The sequence below is a fragment of the Microcystis sp. LEGE 00066 genome (assembly GCF_015207925.1).
Lineage (GTDB): Bacteria > Cyanobacteriota > Cyanobacteriia > Cyanobacteriales > Microcystaceae > Microcystis > Microcystis ichthyoblabe_A.
The window spans coordinates 16,238-31,226 of record NZ_JADEVX010000014.1 but is presented as its reverse complement, the minus strand read 5'-3'; the positions used below and the strand labels follow the sequence as shown (position 1 = coordinate 31,226).

12 protein-coding genes, 1 tRNA gene and 1 pseudogene are annotated in these 14,989 nt (G+C 42.8%); 7 read left to right on the top strand and 7 right to left on the bottom strand.

Annotation, left to right across the window (positions count from 1 at the left end; all coding sequences use genetic code 11):
- Window positions 1–9 precede the first annotated feature (9 nt).
- The 4 genes from IQ224_RS03695 to IQ224_RS03680 all read right to left on the bottom strand — a co-directional run bounded on the left by IQ224_RS03695 (window position 10) and on the right by IQ224_RS03680 (window position 2,863).
- Window positions 10–1,542, bottom strand: a complete 1,533-nt coding sequence (locus tag IQ224_RS03695) for a restriction endonuclease subunit S (RefSeq protein ID WP_002743322.1) — start codon at window positions 1,540–1,542, stop codon at window positions 10–12.
- Between the two features lie 2 nt (window positions 1,543–1,544).
- A complete protein-coding gene (locus tag IQ224_RS03690; protein ID WP_194032574.1) occupies window positions 1,545–2,192 on the bottom strand; it encodes a Uma2 family endonuclease in 648 nt (215 codons plus the stop codon).
- A gap of 130 nt (window positions 2,193–2,322) precedes the next feature.
- Complete coding sequence (locus IQ224_RS23785) at window positions 2,323–2,559, bottom strand: DUF5615 family PIN-like protein (RefSeq protein ID WP_370583124.1); 237 nt, start codon at window positions 2,557–2,559, stop codon at window positions 2,323–2,325.
- On the bottom strand, window positions 2,552–2,863 hold the full coding sequence (locus IQ224_RS03680) for a DUF433 domain-containing protein (protein WP_002743325.1): 312 nt from the start codon (window positions 2,861–2,863) through the stop codon (window positions 2,552–2,554). Before IQ224_RS03680 ends, IQ224_RS23785 begins: the two co-directional genes overlap by 8 nt.
- A 73-nt stretch (window positions 2,864–2,936) precedes the next feature.
- Here IQ224_RS03680 and tnpA point away from each other — a divergent pair, with 73 nt between their 5' ends.
- Entirely contained in the window at window positions 2,937–3,380 is a 444-nt protein-coding gene (gene tnpA, locus IQ224_RS03675) for an IS200/IS605 family transposase (protein WP_002740761.1), read from the top strand.
- A 31-nt stretch (window positions 3,381–3,411) separates the two neighbouring features.
- Here the strand turns inward: tnpA and IQ224_RS03670 are convergent.
- Window positions 3,412–6,141: pseudogene (locus IQ224_RS03670) on the bottom strand (DEAD/DEAH box helicase family protein); the annotation flags it as partial.
- Between the two features lie 1,042 nt (window positions 6,142–7,183).
- Here IQ224_RS03670 and IQ224_RS03665 point away from each other — a divergent pair.
- Entirely contained in the window at window positions 7,184–7,564 is a 381-nt protein-coding gene (locus IQ224_RS03665; protein WP_002743331.1) for a DUF1830 domain-containing protein, read from the top strand.
- Between the two features lie 8 nt (window positions 7,565–7,572).
- On the opposite strand, the gene IQ224_RS03660 is transcribed toward IQ224_RS03665, so the two are convergent.
- A complete protein-coding gene (locus IQ224_RS03660) occupies window positions 7,573–10,200 on the bottom strand; it encodes a chloride channel protein (protein ID WP_194032573.1) in 2,628 nt (875 codons plus the stop codon).
- 327 nt (window positions 10,201–10,527) lie between these two features.
- Between IQ224_RS03660 and IQ224_RS03655 the strand changes: the two genes are divergently transcribed.
- Window positions 10,528–11,082, top strand: coding sequence for a DUF3122 domain-containing protein (locus IQ224_RS03655; protein ID WP_051048467.1), 555 nt, complete (start codon window positions 10,528–10,530; stop codon window positions 11,080–11,082).
- A gap of 397 nt (window positions 11,083–11,479) precedes the next feature.
- Here the strand turns inward: IQ224_RS03655 and IQ224_RS03650 are convergent, their stop codons facing one another.
- A complete protein-coding gene (locus IQ224_RS03650) occupies window positions 11,480–11,866 on the bottom strand; it encodes a DUF4359 domain-containing protein (protein ID WP_002731964.1) in 387 nt (128 codons plus the stop codon).
- Window positions 11,867–11,968: 102 nt separating this feature from the next.
- Here IQ224_RS03650 and IQ224_RS03645 point away from each other — a divergent pair.
- The 4 genes from IQ224_RS03645 (at window position 11,969) to argC (ending at window position 14,882) form a co-directional block, all read left to right on the top strand.
- A tRNA-His gene (locus IQ224_RS03645) sits at window positions 11,969–12,041 on the top strand.
- A 185-nt stretch (window positions 12,042–12,226) separates the two neighbouring features.
- Window positions 12,227–13,216, top strand: a complete 990-nt coding sequence (locus IQ224_RS03640; RefSeq protein WP_194032572.1) for a DUF389 domain-containing protein — start codon at window positions 12,227–12,229, stop codon at window positions 13,214–13,216.
- Between the two features lie 86 nt (window positions 13,217–13,302).
- Window positions 13,303–13,566, top strand: a complete 264-nt coding sequence (locus IQ224_RS03635) for a DUF3146 family protein (protein WP_002733391.1) — start codon at window positions 13,303–13,305, stop codon at window positions 13,564–13,566.
- A 254-nt stretch (window positions 13,567–13,820) separates the two neighbouring features.
- Window positions 13,821–14,882, top strand: coding sequence for an N-acetyl-gamma-glutamyl-phosphate reductase (gene argC / locus IQ224_RS03630; RefSeq protein ID WP_194032571.1), 1,062 nt, complete (start codon window positions 13,821–13,823; stop codon window positions 14,880–14,882).
- Window positions 14,883–14,989 lie beyond the last annotated feature (107 nt).

Sequence of the window (14,989 nt, the reverse complement as noted above, 5' to 3'; positions counted from 1 at the left end):
CATTCCTAATCATAGTACGAGTTTCCCCTCAAAGGCCCGTTTTAAGATGCTTTGACGCAATGCCTCTGCTTTGTCTAAGTTCTCGGTGAGGGTGGCTTCTAATTGGTCACATACTGATAATCTTGATTCGATTTCTTGCACGATTTGCGTTTGTTCTTGGAGGGAAGGAAATGGAAATATGATAGTTTGTAAAATGGTTTGATTTAAAAAATCTCTGGTAGAACCTTTACATAACTCTTTTACTTGCTCTCGTACACTTCCACCTCCTAAAAATAAAAATACAAAAAACTTAGGAATTATTATGTTTTTATTCAAGGAAATTCTAATAAGATTAGTTGAAATTAAAGAATAGCCAAAATAATCAGGGACTAAACAAATTTCTCCCACTGTTCCAGAACGGGAAATGATAATATCACCTCCTGAAACTTCAAAAGATGACAGTTCTCTTGCTTTCTTTTCTGTGATAAAAATTTTGTTTTTTGGTAGAAATACTCCATTACCAATATTTTCAATTCCCAAAACGGGAATACCTGATATTTGATGTTCTGATTTTTTTAATAAAGTTCCAAAAGGTCCCGTTGTCATTCCTTTTTTATCAAGAGATAGAAGATAATCAACTTTCACCCACATCCAACCATCAGGTAAACTGGGTAAATTGCTTAATTCTTCTTTGGTTAGGGGAGGTAAATCTTTTGGCTGTTGGGGTTTGATGGGTTTTTTGGTTTCCTTGCCGTTATTTTCCCATTCTTTAAGCGCTTGTTTCCAGTCCTCTAATTGTTGCTGATAATGGCGTTTTCTTTCAGCTTTAATCTGTTCTAATAGGGTATCGGCATCCTCTAGACTGTCTTGATGTGTGTTGCGCCATTTTTCGGTTAATTTGCCCTCAAATGCCCATTTTAACACTGCTTGACGGTAGGTTTTTAGTTGTTCTAGCACTTTTTTCAGGGATGCAACCCCGTTATCTAATTCTGAGAATAATTCTTCAATTTTCTCGACAATTCGATGTTGTTCAGGTAGGGGAGCAATTGGAAATTGAATTTTAGCAAAGTTTTTCCTTGAAATTCTTTTTCTGGTAGAACCACTTTTATATTTATCGACCTCTAATCTAGTTTGAGGAGAATTGATCAAATATAGCAAGTATTGTGAATTAATGAAGTTGCTATTATTCCTAATAATACAAACATCTACAACTGTAACAAATTTTTTGATTCCACTTAAAGGGAAAATACAAGCACGTCCCAAAGGATCAGGAAGTCTTGCTACTAAAATATCTCCTTTTTGTAGATAAGTACAATTCAATTCAATAGATTTTTTAAAAGTTAAAAACCTATCTGATTGATCCTTAAAAAATCCATCTCCAATGTCAGCAAGCTGAATTAACCTTACTTCACCATTAGGATCCTGATCTTTTGACTCTACCCAATCACCATCACAGAATATACCATCATGACCGATCAATTCTTTAATAGCTGATTTAGTCCACCCCGGGGGTAAATCTGAATAATTTAAGTTGGCTAATTCCATCACATCTTGTAAGGTCATATTTACTCCTTAATTTGTTCTTTTATCCATTGTCTCACTTGCTTTAAGGTGGCTGTTTCTCCGATGATAAACCTTTGTTCTAGCCATGAAGGAATTAGGGTTATATCTAAGAGGGGAAAGGCTAAACTTTCGGTTATTTCTTCATAACTGTTTGTTTCCTGATTCAATCCATAAAACCGGAGGTTATTCCCATCATATCGCCAGATTTCCGGCACGGCTAAGGCGGCATAAATGGCGAATTTATCGAGGGAACCACTGGTAATATCAATTTCTATCGCTAAATCTGGGGGTTTATCTCCTTGGTTAAGGTCGATTGATAACTTATTTCTGACTTCCGGTTCATTTTTGAGGTAAAAACAAGCATCCGGCTCAATTCCTTTTTGAATATCATCTCTTTTCAGGGTTAGAGAACCGACACTTTTAATGTTTAAATCCCATTCTTCTGCCATGATAAAGACAAGACGGGAAATAAACCAGTTATTGTTCTCATGTTCCATTAAAGGACTCATAATCTGCAAATATCCCTGATTATAGGTCAGACGCTTACTCGAATTTTGGCTTAATTCCTCGCAGATTCGCCCAAAGGTTTGCCAACTAATGGGGTGTAGTATCAGATAATTTTCTGCGGGTGATTTTGTGAGTGTTTTCATAGTAATTTCTTAAATTCAGCAATGGTTAAGTCATAAATACTCGACAATACCGTGCATTTCTTCAGGAGACATCACCTGATAAATTAATATCAAATTACGGATAATCTCTCCAATTGAACCACTGCCCTTCTTACAAAAAAGCGATGTCATAATGGGTATTGTCTTGACTTGCAATCTTGAGAAAATCCGTGTCATGGCTAACAATCACCCGTTTTTCCTGCTTTACAAAGGCTAATTGTACCGCATCGGATGTGCCTGCCATATTCATCTCAAAAGTTGTCGTTACCTCAATTCCCTGACTACGAAGGGCTAAGGCAACATCAGGGTCAACATTTTCATCTAAATGATAGCAAATCCGTTTATTCACCCCGCAAAGCCCTCAATTTTTCTTGTAACTGAGAAGGATGATTTTTTTGAAATTCATCGGCAAACGCTTCATCTTCAGCCATTTGCTGGTCAATTTCCCCTTGATGCTCGTAATAATAAGACATAGCTCCATAAACCGAAGCCAGAGAAAGATGATATTTCCCTGCTATTAATTCCAAAGATTGCGCCATTTTCAGATACATAATGGCAATTTCAGCCACCGTTATGCGACTGCCGACAATATGCGGTCTGCCATTACGAATATCAGGGTTTATGGCAATAGGTTGGGTTAAAGTTACAGTCATATTTTATGCCACTAAAGCGGTGTTTAATCTCTTCGGGTCTAATTCCCCGCCGCTCGCGGCGTACAATAGAAAAATGAGTGAATACATCCATAAGAGCCATAATGTAAGTGTTTTGCTATATCATTTAGTGTTCCCAGCCAAATATCGTAAAGCCGTTTTCGACGAACAGGTAGATAGCTTGTTGAAAGAAGTCTGTCTAGAGATGGAAAAACGATACGAGATAAAGTTTGTAGAAATTGGAGTGGATAAAGATCATGTGCATTTTCTGGTGCAATCAGTACCGACCTATAGTGTGACAAGGATAGTGACAATGATTAAAAGTATAACGGCGAGAGAAATTTTCAAAAAGTGTCCTCAAGTGAAAAAGCAGTTGTGGGGAGGAGAGTTTTGGAGTGATGGATATTACGCAAGTACGGTAGGAAAGCATGGGGATGAAGGTATGATAGCGAGATATGTAAAAGAACAAGATAAAGAATACCTGCAGCTACACCAAAATCTACAATTGAGTCTATTTTGATTCTGATACCCCGTCCGCTTGCGGCGGGGTAGTTCATTTCCTCGATAATAGCCTCCATCTCATCGCCAAAAAGCTGATGGAGTTTACCGATTCCCCCCATACTATCAAAAGGGGTATAGTCCAAATCCTCTCGCTCTAAGGCAAAAGAACTGATAATATGGTCCTTGATTGCCCGTAGCCATTGCATCTGTTCTTGATTGAATTTTACTGATGCGCCCGCCTGTTTTTGAAAAACCCAGGTTTGAAAAGCTTTATCGATGCGTTTTTCATGGGGGGTTAAAACCTCATCTAAGCCAATAACACGCCGGATTAGGGCAATTAACGCCGTTAACTCACTGGTGGGATGGCTTGCCACCGCTTCTATCTGTTGATAGGCTGCCCATACCCTCACCGGCGCTAGGTTGGGGCGGTCTTTTTTGAGAATATCTAAGACTTCCTTGACCATTTTATAGGTGACGGGACGCTGTTGATAGGGCAGGTTATAGAGGATACGCAGGGCGGTGATTTCGTCCTTATTTGCCTCAATAAAGGCTGTAAAGTCATTTATTAGGGCTTGATTGTCTATCCGTTGCGCTTCACTCCATCCTGAGAATGTCACCCTATCCAGATTCTGAGTATCTATGTACTGTTCGTGTACTTTCCGCACATTCTCAAGGTAATGACTCAATTCCCCAGTCAAATAGCCGGCAGCCGCACGAGTAAGGGCTTTTTCCGCCGCTTTTAACTGTTCTGGGGTCGGATTTGTGGTTTGATAGGTTTCTTTGGCCCTATCCTCAATATTATCGGGGTCTGTGGCATTAAGCAGGGCTTTGGCCATATCTCCCAAAGTTGCCCCTCCGGTGATTTCTTTTATCTTTTCAGCTTCTTTTGGCGTGATTTGTCGTTCTAATCGCGCAAAACGACAGGCTAGGGAGATATAGGCATCGCTATCGTCTGTTCCCATCATAATGCCCCTCATCAGGTCTTTAAAAGGGACACTGGATTTTCTTTCCAGGGGCCGGCTATCGGTTTTGGCTGATTGTTCCACACCGACAGCATCGATGATAATAAAGTGAGTTTTGGCAGAAAGAGCCGATTGAGAGACTTTTTTGAGACCATCATGGTCAAGGGTGCGTGTACCTCGTCCTTTCATCTGTTCGTAGTAGTTTCGAGATTTGACATCCCGCATAAAAATTAAACACTCAAGGGGTTTAACATCGGTTCCCGTGGCAATCATATCGACTGTGACGGTGATACGGGGATTAAAATCATTTCTGAATTGAGAAAGCACGGATTTCGGGTCTTCTGGCGATTTATAGGTAACTTTTTTGCAAAAATCGTTCCCTTCGCTAAATTCTTCCCGGACTATCTGAATAATATCGTCAGCATGGCTGTCATCCTTGGCAAAAATCAGGGTTTTCGGGACTTCTTGGCGATGGGGAAATAATTCTGGCAGTTTATCGCGAAAGGTGCGGATAATTTGGCGTATTTGGCTGGGATTGACCACATCTCGGTCAAGTTGCTTGCCGGTATAGACAATATCCTCGTCCGGTTGTACCCAGCGTTTTTCACGGGTTAATTTTTCCCTTTTTTCGATGTATTCCCTGAGAATACGCCCGCCATTCTTGGTTATCTCCGTTTCTATAGTATAGACTTGATAATCTACGTTTACGCCGTCCATTACCGCTTGTTTGTAGCTGTATTCACTAACTACATTTTCATGGAAAAAGGCAAATGTCCGCACGTCGGGAGTGGCGGTTAAACCAATCAGAAAAGCGTCGAAATATAATAAAACCTGTTGCCAAACGTTGTAAATCGAGCGATGACACTCATCGATGACGATAAAATCGAAGAATTCAAGAGGAACTTTCGGATTATAGACCACGGGGACGGGTTGTTTCCCTTGTACTAATTCATTCGGGTTGGTTTGTTCGGCAGCCTCATCGAGACTTTCCCCTTTAAGGATAGAATAGAGTCTTTGAATGGTTGAGATGCAGACCTGAGCATCTTTGGCCAGATAACTGGAGGATAATCGCTGAACGTTGTAAAGTTCGGTAAATTTTCGGTTATCATCATTGGGAACAAAATTCATAAACTCCTGTTCAGCTTGTTCTCCTAAGTTTTTGGTATCGACTAGAAATAACACCCGTTTGGCATCGGCAAACTTTAGGAGGCGATAAATAGCGGTAATAGCGGTGAAGGTTTTGCCGCTTCCCGTGGCCATCTGCAGCAAGGCCCGGGGAAAATTTCGCTTAAAGGAGGCTTCTAAGTTGGTAATAGCTTTAATTTGACATTCTCTTAGTCCATTCGGCTCAAGGGTGGGAATATCTTGCATTTTATCCCGCAAGCTTTTGGGTTTATCTTGCCATTCTTGCAGGGTTTCCGGTCGGTGAAAGGAAAAAACAAGACGGGAACGAGGTTTCGGGTCGCGGCGATTGGTAAAGCGCGTCAGCTTGCCTGTGCTTTCGTAAATAAAGTTAAGGGGCTGGTTATTGATATATTTCAGCTTACTATTAGCGTATTTGTTTGATTGTTCCTCCGCCACCGTTAAACAGAAGCCTTTTTCCTCTCGTTTGGCCTCAATAATACCGACGGGTTCTCTATCCACAAACAGGACATAATCAGCGAATCCGCTATCGGTTGGATATTCCCTGATAGCCACTCCCAAACTGGTATTGAAGTTGATTTCTTTTTTATCTTGGATGGACCATCCCGCTTGACGCAATTGTTCGTCAATCAGTTCACGCGATTGGTTTTCTGGGGTTTGATTGCTGGAAGGCATGGTTAGCAAATTTGGCGCGATAAGCTGACTAATTTAACAGCAAATGTCAATATTTATCTTTATCTAAGCAGATTTTAGAAAGTTTTTTTCTATCTTAATATTAATTATCAGTGGTCGGAGATAAGATATTAAGAAATGTCAATTATCGCTATTCTTCTTACTGACCCTCAATAAATTAAAATGGCTCTTCTAGGTTCTGTGTGATAAGTTTAACTTACAGAGGATCGATCAGTCTTTGTGTCCTTTGTGTCTTTGTGGTTCCTTCCACTCGCTCGCCAGAAAGAATGTATCTTAAAATACATTTTGCCCACCAAACCTAAGAGAGCCATTAAAATCAGATCATAAATGCGATCGCTTGCTCAATTCTCGATGATTAATCTAGAGGCTAAAATCAGCAACTGAGACAATTAACCTTTTTCCAGCTACCGACTTTAGGTGGTAAGCTGTTGACTATCTAAATTACTCGTTAAAACTGTCTATGAGCAGGGAGAGGCAGTTAGAGCATTTGTACTAAATTTTCAATACGCAGTTTAAATTCAGTGCAGCTTAGTCCGCTAAACGGTAGTGAACTTGACAATGTAGTTGATATTGTTACCGAACAGGGACGAAAAGATAGAATCAGAGAGCGCATACTTAGGGCCGGCTAAATAAATCTAAAAACCTTGTTGGGTAAGAATTTTAGACTTTTTGTCAATCAAAAAATACCAGAGCTGGGAGTGAGCAGGGGGAAAATTCAGGTACTTTTTCCCTGAAAAACCCCACACCCCACACCCCACGAAAACCTTTTTCAGCAGATCCTAAATAGCTGGGCAAAAAATTGAGAAAAACAGCAAAAAAGCGTAGTTTCCCCCTTGACAAATAGCCAAAACTAGGCATTAGTTAAATTTAATTATTTTTTAATAAAAACCGCTTTCTATCACCAGAAAAAGCTATCGGTAGATTTTTATCCGAGTAATGTAATCATCTTTACAACTATCGGGGATCAAAGGATGTTAGGGTGAAGGAGCGATGACAAACCCACTTTAAGATCACCCCGATTGCTATGGCACAGATTCTCGATCCCCTCCCCAACGGCAAGAAAAATAGTATTCTTTGTTGTTATGTCAATGCGACCAATCATATTCAAATTGTTCGCATCACCAATATTGCTAACTGGTATTTTGAAAGGGTGGTTTTCCCCGGGCAGCGTTTAGTATTTGAGACCCTAGCGGATGCTTTCTTAGAGATTCATACGGGGATGATGGCCAGTGCCATCCTTTCCGATAACATCCCCTGTGAACGCCTTTATATCAGCGATGGGGATGACGATGACTCCGACGGTCAACTAGACGGGGAAATATTCTACCCCCATTCCCTAGAGGAAAGTCAAGGGGCGAAAATTGACAACACCGTACCCTTCAGTTTAACTTTAGCTTCCGCCTAGCTAATAAACTAATCTGATAATTCCCCTCGCACGAGAATCACAGTGCAATTAACCGCACGGGCAATCGTCGAGGGGATATTGCCATTTAAGAACTGATTGAGCAAGCTTTCCCTAGATGCACCCAAAAGCACCAAGGAACAGTCTTCCGATTCTACCAGATTAATTATTGCCTCGGCCGGAGAGGCCGAACGAATCGGTAAAGGCACAATCGGCTGTGCGATCGCTTTCTGTAAAGATGCTTGTAAAACTTCCAAAATAGACAGATCTGGCAGTAAATCCGTCGGAGAATAGATTTTACATAACCAAAGTTTGGGATAATCCGAAGACTCGGACAAAGACAACAAACTAGGCAATAATGCTAAAGCGCGTTGGGCATTAGGACCGCCGGCGGTGGGAATCAGCCAAATCCTTTCCCGATTAGGATCATTGGGAAAACAATCCTTTGTCCCCAATTTTACCAAGATGGTTTCACAGGGAGCTTGGGCGATCAAAGTATCGACTAAAAACCCAAAAATCGCCCCAGTAGTGGATCTTTCCCCCGTCCAACCCATAATTAATAAATTGCTGTGTCGTTCGCGAATCGTGGCCAAAATCCCTTCGGCGATATCCTGAGCCACCGAAATTTGTGTATGAACAGAGATATTCTGCTGTCGCGCTAATCTTTCCAGACGATGAAGTAATTTGCGTCCTTCCCGCGTATCTACCTTTACTTCCGCCGGAGAACTAAGACGAGGTACAGTAATCACATAGAGACAATCTATCTCATAATTGCGTTCACGGGCGACAGCAGCAGCAATTTTAAACAAAGCGGTAGCGGTGTCGGGATTGGCAATGGGTAACAAAATCCGGCCTATTCCCACAGCCGGAGAACGAGTTTGATAAACCACATAGGAAGGGGTAGTGGGTTGAGGCAGTTGACAAACCCCCCCCAATTGATCAGCTTCCACCCGGATAATATCGGTGCGGGTGATGATCCCCACCAGTTTTTGACCATCGGTAACGGGTAAACGGGAAAGCTGATAGCGATTTAACAGAAATAAAACATCGCTTAAGGCTGCCTGGGGAGCCACCGTAATCGGATTGGGAGTCATCATCTCCCGTAGGACGGTTTGACTGTTTTTTGATCGCCATTTATCCAGATCACTTTGGGTAAAAATCCCCAATAGTCGCCCCTGTTCCACCACGGGAAAACCGCGATGATGGGAACGGGACATAATTTTCACCACTTCCCCCAGGGGTAAATCCGCCGCCAGAATTTCCACCTGCGATTGCATCACATCCATAGCCGATAGATGGGCCAGCACATCATTAGCAGGGGTTTCCTCGTTGAGAATAATACCACTAGCGGAAAGTAAATGCTCATAGAGGGAACCGGGGCGAATGCTTTCGGCAGTAATATAAGAAACGGCACAGGTCAACATCAGGGGCAGCACAATATTAAAATTGCGATGCAGTTCAAAGACAATCACGATCGCCGTTACCGGAACCCTGACTACTCCCGTAAAAAAGGCCCCCATACCGGCTAAAGCATAACTAGGTTCGCTGCCGAAACCCATAATTTTCGTCTCGATTCCCCCCACCAGAAACCCCAAACAGGAGCCCAACACCAAAGCAGGGGCGAGCAGTCCTCCCGGTGCGCCAGAACTATAGGAAATCATCGTCAGGAAAAAATAGACCACAAAAGCGAGGGCGGTATTCTGCCAACTTAATTCCCCTGCCAGCAAAAATTCGCGTAAACCCGTATTATCTCGAAAAAAGTCGGGTAAAAAAGCCACTACCGTTCCCGATAAGCAACTGACCAGACCGATGCGCCAAGCTAAAGATAACCGCCAACGCCGCTGCATCTGGCTACAAAAAAGGATGCCTTGATTGAATAAAGCCCCCAATAAGCCCGCTAAAACCCCCAAAAGGCAATAAATGGGTATTTCTTGGGCAGAGAAGCTAATATTGGCATATTCAGTGATGATCGAGGGGGTATTCTGCAGCATCATCGAAACCACGGCCCCGGTAAAGGAAGCCACGATCGCCGTTTCTAGGGTCATACTGGAAACATCGCGCATTAATTCCTCGATCACAAAGAGGACTCCGGCGATGGGCGTAGTAAAACCGGCCGCTAACCCGGCGGCTGCCCCGGCTGCGATCATCTGACGACGGTGATCGGGACTGGTGGGCAGCCAGACGCTTAACTGGGCCGCCAGGGCTGCCCCGATGTGTACCGTGGGGGCCCGACGACCAAGGGTTAAACCACCGCCAAGGATCAGGATCGCCCCGATCATTTTTACGACGGCAACGCGCCAAGACAGGGGCAAAGGGTATTTAGCTAGGGCTGCTTTTACTTGGGGAATACCCCCCCCGGCGGCTGCGGGGGAGAAGTGTTCCACAATCCAGCCGGCGCTATAACCAAGCAGAAAACCGCCGAGGGGCAAAACTAGGAAAGGAGAGGAATTGGCTACTAGATGCACCCGCCAACCACCTAACCAACCGATGCCCAATTTCAGGATAATAGCGGCAAGGGCGGAGAGAATTCCGATTAAACAGGCGACCAGTAAAGCATAGCGACTATCGGTGGCGCTACGTCCGAAGTGTTGGGATTTAAACCACTGACGGAGGTTTTGGTAACGGGCAAAAAGTCCCATAATTATCAGGGAGAATCAAGGCAATGGCGGAGCGAGGATTTATTTCGGGTTGGCTGAATAAATCTAAAAACCTTGTGGGATAAGACTTTTAGACCTTTTTGAAATCCAAAAGTGCCGAGACCGGGAGTACTCAGGGGGAAAATTCTGGGACTTTTCCCCTTAAAATTAGGTAATTGACTACCTGAAAATCGGTAAAACCCTACACCCTACACCCTACACCCTACACCCTGCTCCCACCAACAAACTTTTTCAGCAAACCCTAATTATGTTAATTTGGCTCAAGTGCCGAAGCCTGTATCACATTTTTTAGCTAATGTCAATAAAGTTATGAAACGATTCCTGTTATTATTTTGTGTTCTCGTGAGTTTTTTGGTATTTATCAGCCTTCAAATCGATTTTTCCTTGTCCGCACTAGCTCTAACTCGACAACAGCTAGAAGGACCGGGGCAGCTGTTATATCAATCCCGTCATAGTTTGCGCGATGATACCGGTAGTCCTTGGCAGGTGGTGTTATTTAAACGAGTTAAAGATGGGGAAACGGTAGAAATTAGTTTGCGCTTGGTGGGATTTCCAGAGGGGATTGAGTTCCTTCACCCGGAAAGATTAACGATAACCACTGCTCAAGGCCAAATTTTAGCGGCTGAGGATGCTTTTGCCCAAGAATCACCCGCAGCTAACGTTGGTCAATACAAGATGCAGGATATCTTAACGCAGCTACCCGTTACCGAAGCGATCGAGCTTTCCCTACCCCTAGACAATCCCCGCGCTCTCACTATCCCGACTCCTGTACTTTTGGAATGGCAAAGTCTGCTTTTTTCCGTAAATGGAGGAAATCCCAATCACCCAGCTACAATAAGTAGTCGTGCAAAATTAATTTCCTAGTTGAGACAGGAGACAGGAGACAGGAGACGGGAGACAGGAGACAGGAGACGGGAGAAGGGAGACAGCTATTAGGGATCGGATTTGAGTTTTCAGTTCACTGTTTCCTCACACCAGAAGTCTGACGGAGTAGTGGCTTAGATGTGTAATTAATTTTGCTTAGGTACCTAAAATCACTATCATCAGGATTTACCCTCAGAAAATTTCAATTGAGTTCTTGCATAATTAATTTTTGAGAGTGCAAAAATGAGAAAAATAGACATAAAATTGCATAAAATCCCTAAATAGAGCATTTAATTGATTAATGCTCATTCTTAATTCTCCTGACTCCTGACTACTGGCTCCTGACTCCTCACCTAAGGTCAGATTTTTGATTTTTGCAAGAGGTCTAATTATCTGACTACAGTTCTAAAGCTTCGTAGATGTATAATTTATTCAAAAAACCGACGCTGCTGAATTGATAACTAGGTAAAGGGGGAGGGAACGATAATTCCGTTTGATAAACGCTGAAAATGAGAAAATTCTTTCTAGTGGTGTTAGTGGCGATCGCTTCTTGTAAAAAAGGATGACCCGTATCCACCAACATTTTACAGTAACCCCGTAAGAGAGCTTGCACCTCGGGGGAAGCTTGCGCCCGAGCGCAGACATTATCCTTAAGATAGCTAGTTAACCTCTGGGAAGCGTATTGTTCGTAATCTTGACGATTAGGGTTAGTTGTCAGCAATATACCCGCAATTCCCCCTAAAACCACTCCTAACACCATTCCCCCTAACCGCGCCAATTTCATAAGCTCTCAAATCATCACTCACTTACCCTAACCATAGCCTGAATTAGGATAAAAAACCTCTTGTCAACCATTCGTCTTGTGTTATACTTGAAAAAGTGTACGGCGAGCGTAGCCAAGTGGTTAAGGCAGTGGATTGTGGTTCCACCACTCGGGGGTTCGAGTCCCCTCGTTCGCCCTCTTTTCAAAGATCGCTAATTGTTCTTTTCCTATATCTTCCCTATCGACAAAGGATTTCTCGGCTAGTGAGAGAGGGTCTATCTTTCTCTAGAAAAGTCGCATTTCATCCATTGCTTAAAAAGACAATGGCTTTCATGCTCCCGTGTTATTTCGGTAAAATAAAAGTCCATCTTCCTCAGCACAATGACGAGAAAAGAACGGCCCCACTCGTGGTTCTCAAGAAAACCCTTGACCTGGCAACAATCGCGGGCCATGTGGCGCGATTTATGGTTAGAAGCGTCCCTCGATTTTCCCTATCTAGCTTTGATTGTTAGTTCTTGTGCGATCGCCACCTTTGGCTTAGTTGCCAATAGTGCAGCCGTGATTATTGGGGCGATGATTATTGCCCCTTTGATGTTGCCGATTCGTAGTCTGGCTTTTGGTGGTTTAATTGGTAGTTGGCGATTAATTCGTAAGTCAGCCCTGGCGATTTTAGTTGGTACGATTATCGCTTTAGCGATAGCTTGGTTGCTAGGATTATTAATCGGAATTTCTGAATTTGGTAGTGAAATTCAAGCCCGTTCTCAACCGAATCTTTTAGATTTAGGAGTGGCAATTACGGCAGGGGCAATCAGTGGTTATGCCAAAATAGAACCGAAAATTTCAGGTACTTTAGCGGGAACAGCAATCGCCGTGGCTTTAATGCCACCAGTTTGCACGATTGGTTTAGGATTATCCCAAGGCAATTGGATCCTAAGTTTGGGGGCGACTCTGTTATATATTACCAATTTATTAGGCATTGCTCTCGCCTGTTTGTTGGTCTTTTTGCTGGCAGGTTATTCTAGTTTTCATCGGGCGCGTAACGCTCTAATTTTGACTTCTATCCTGACAGCGGTTTTGCTAATTCCCTTAGGAATAAGTTTTGCAACTCTGGCTAATCAAGCTCGCTTAGAAAGGCTGATCAAAAAAGCTTTATTACAACGAACAGTTACTTTTCAACGGACAGAATTATTGGAGTCTTCGATTAATTGGCTCAATCAACCTCCCCAGGTGAGATTAGTCGTAAGAACCGCCGAAAGCATTACCCCCAGACAGGTAGAATTGTTGCAAGAATTCATTGCCAAGGAAATGGGGCGACCTTTTCAATTAAATGTCTTGGTTTCTAAGGTTAATGAGGTCACTTCCCCGGAATAGCGTCGAGAAAATTAGCTCAAGTAATGACAAACAAGGATTAATTCGCTATCTTAATGTTTGATATTTAATCTATAGGTAGGGTTCAGGTGAGTGGCGGCAATCGACCAGAAAGCACGGCTTATGTGCGGATAATTAAGCAATCTTGGCAAACGGGGAAATTAGAGGGAGAAGTGCGGACGGAACAATATCAATGGCGTTTTCAGTGGCATTTTCTTCAAGGCAAGTTATTAGTACAACCTTCCCTAGGTAGGGCTTTGATTTTTGAACCCTTGAATCGGTTTTTAGAACGCTACGATTATCAATTAGAACCGGGAGGAGATTATGAATTTACGGTGCGCTCAAAATTTTAAATATGGGGGATTGAATTACAGCCTTTCTCCTAAGGATGAAGTTTAACTTAATTTGGCATCATAAAAGGAAAACCTTGTACCTCATCATTAAGATAACTGCCTATTGATCAAAAGAAATTGACGGTTTATGGACAACCCGGCCGAGATACTAGGTTTTTAAAGGAAGTTTTTTGATTTAAATCCTGCCGGTTAGGCTAAAATTCAGCCATACTAAAGCGTTATATTAACGATAAGAATTTTTAGGAATAAGGGAAATGACGCAAGAACAGAAGGTTTCAGTGGGTATTGTCGGCGCTTCCGGATATGGTGGCGTACAGTTGGTACGTTTGCTCAAAGAACATCCCTTCGTAGAATTAGCCTATCTGGGGGGCGATAGTAGCGCCGGAAAACCCTACAGTGATTTATATCCCCATCTCGGTCATAGCATTAATCTTAATGTGGAGGCGATCGATTTAGAGATAATTGCCTCCCGTTGTCAAGTGGTTTTCTTGGGTTTACCCAATGGTTTAGCCTGTGATTTAGCCCCCCCTTTGATCGCTAAAGGGTGTAAAGTTTTGGATCTGTCGGCAGATTATCGTTTTACTAGCCTAGAAACCTATAGTAAATGGTATGGCAAGGAACGTCAGGATCAAGCCATCGCATCTACGGCTGTGTACGGTTTACCGGAACTTTATCGGGAAGAGATTAAAAATGCCTCTTTGATCGGTTGCCCCGGATGTTATCCTACTGCTAGTTTAATGGCGATTTCTCCCCTGTTAAAACAGGGTTTAATTCTCCCGGAAACCACGATTATTGATGCCAAATCGGGAACTTCGGGAGGGGGAAGACAAGCTAAGATTAATATGTTATTGGCAGAAGCAGATAATTCGATCGGGGCCTATAATGTAGCGGGAAAACACCGTCATACTCCCGAAATTGAGCAGATTTGCAGTGATTTAGCCGGTCATGAGGTGCGCGTCCAGTTTACTCCCCATTTAATGCCCATGGTTCGGGGTATCCTGTCCACAGTCTATGCAACATTGCGGGATCCCAATCTGGTGCGGGATGATTTAATCACTATCTACAATGCTTTTTATCGCGCTTCTCCCTTTGTCAAAATCCTACCCGGGGGAGTCTATCCACAAACTAAATGGGCCTGTGGTACTAATTTATGTTATCTCGGTATTGAAGTGGATCGGAGAACTGATCGAGTGATAGTGATGTCAGCGATCGATAATTTAGTTAAGGGACAATCGGGACAAGCGTTACAATGTCTCAATCTCATGATGGGTTGGGAAGAATCCCTTGGTTTGCCGCAAATGTGTTTTTATCCCTAAAAATTTCTGGATGCGTTTAACCGGGTACATCTCATTTTTGTAAATCTACTGAGTTGGGATTTTTAAAGGGAAACTATCTTCTAAAATTGGTCATTACTTCCGATTTT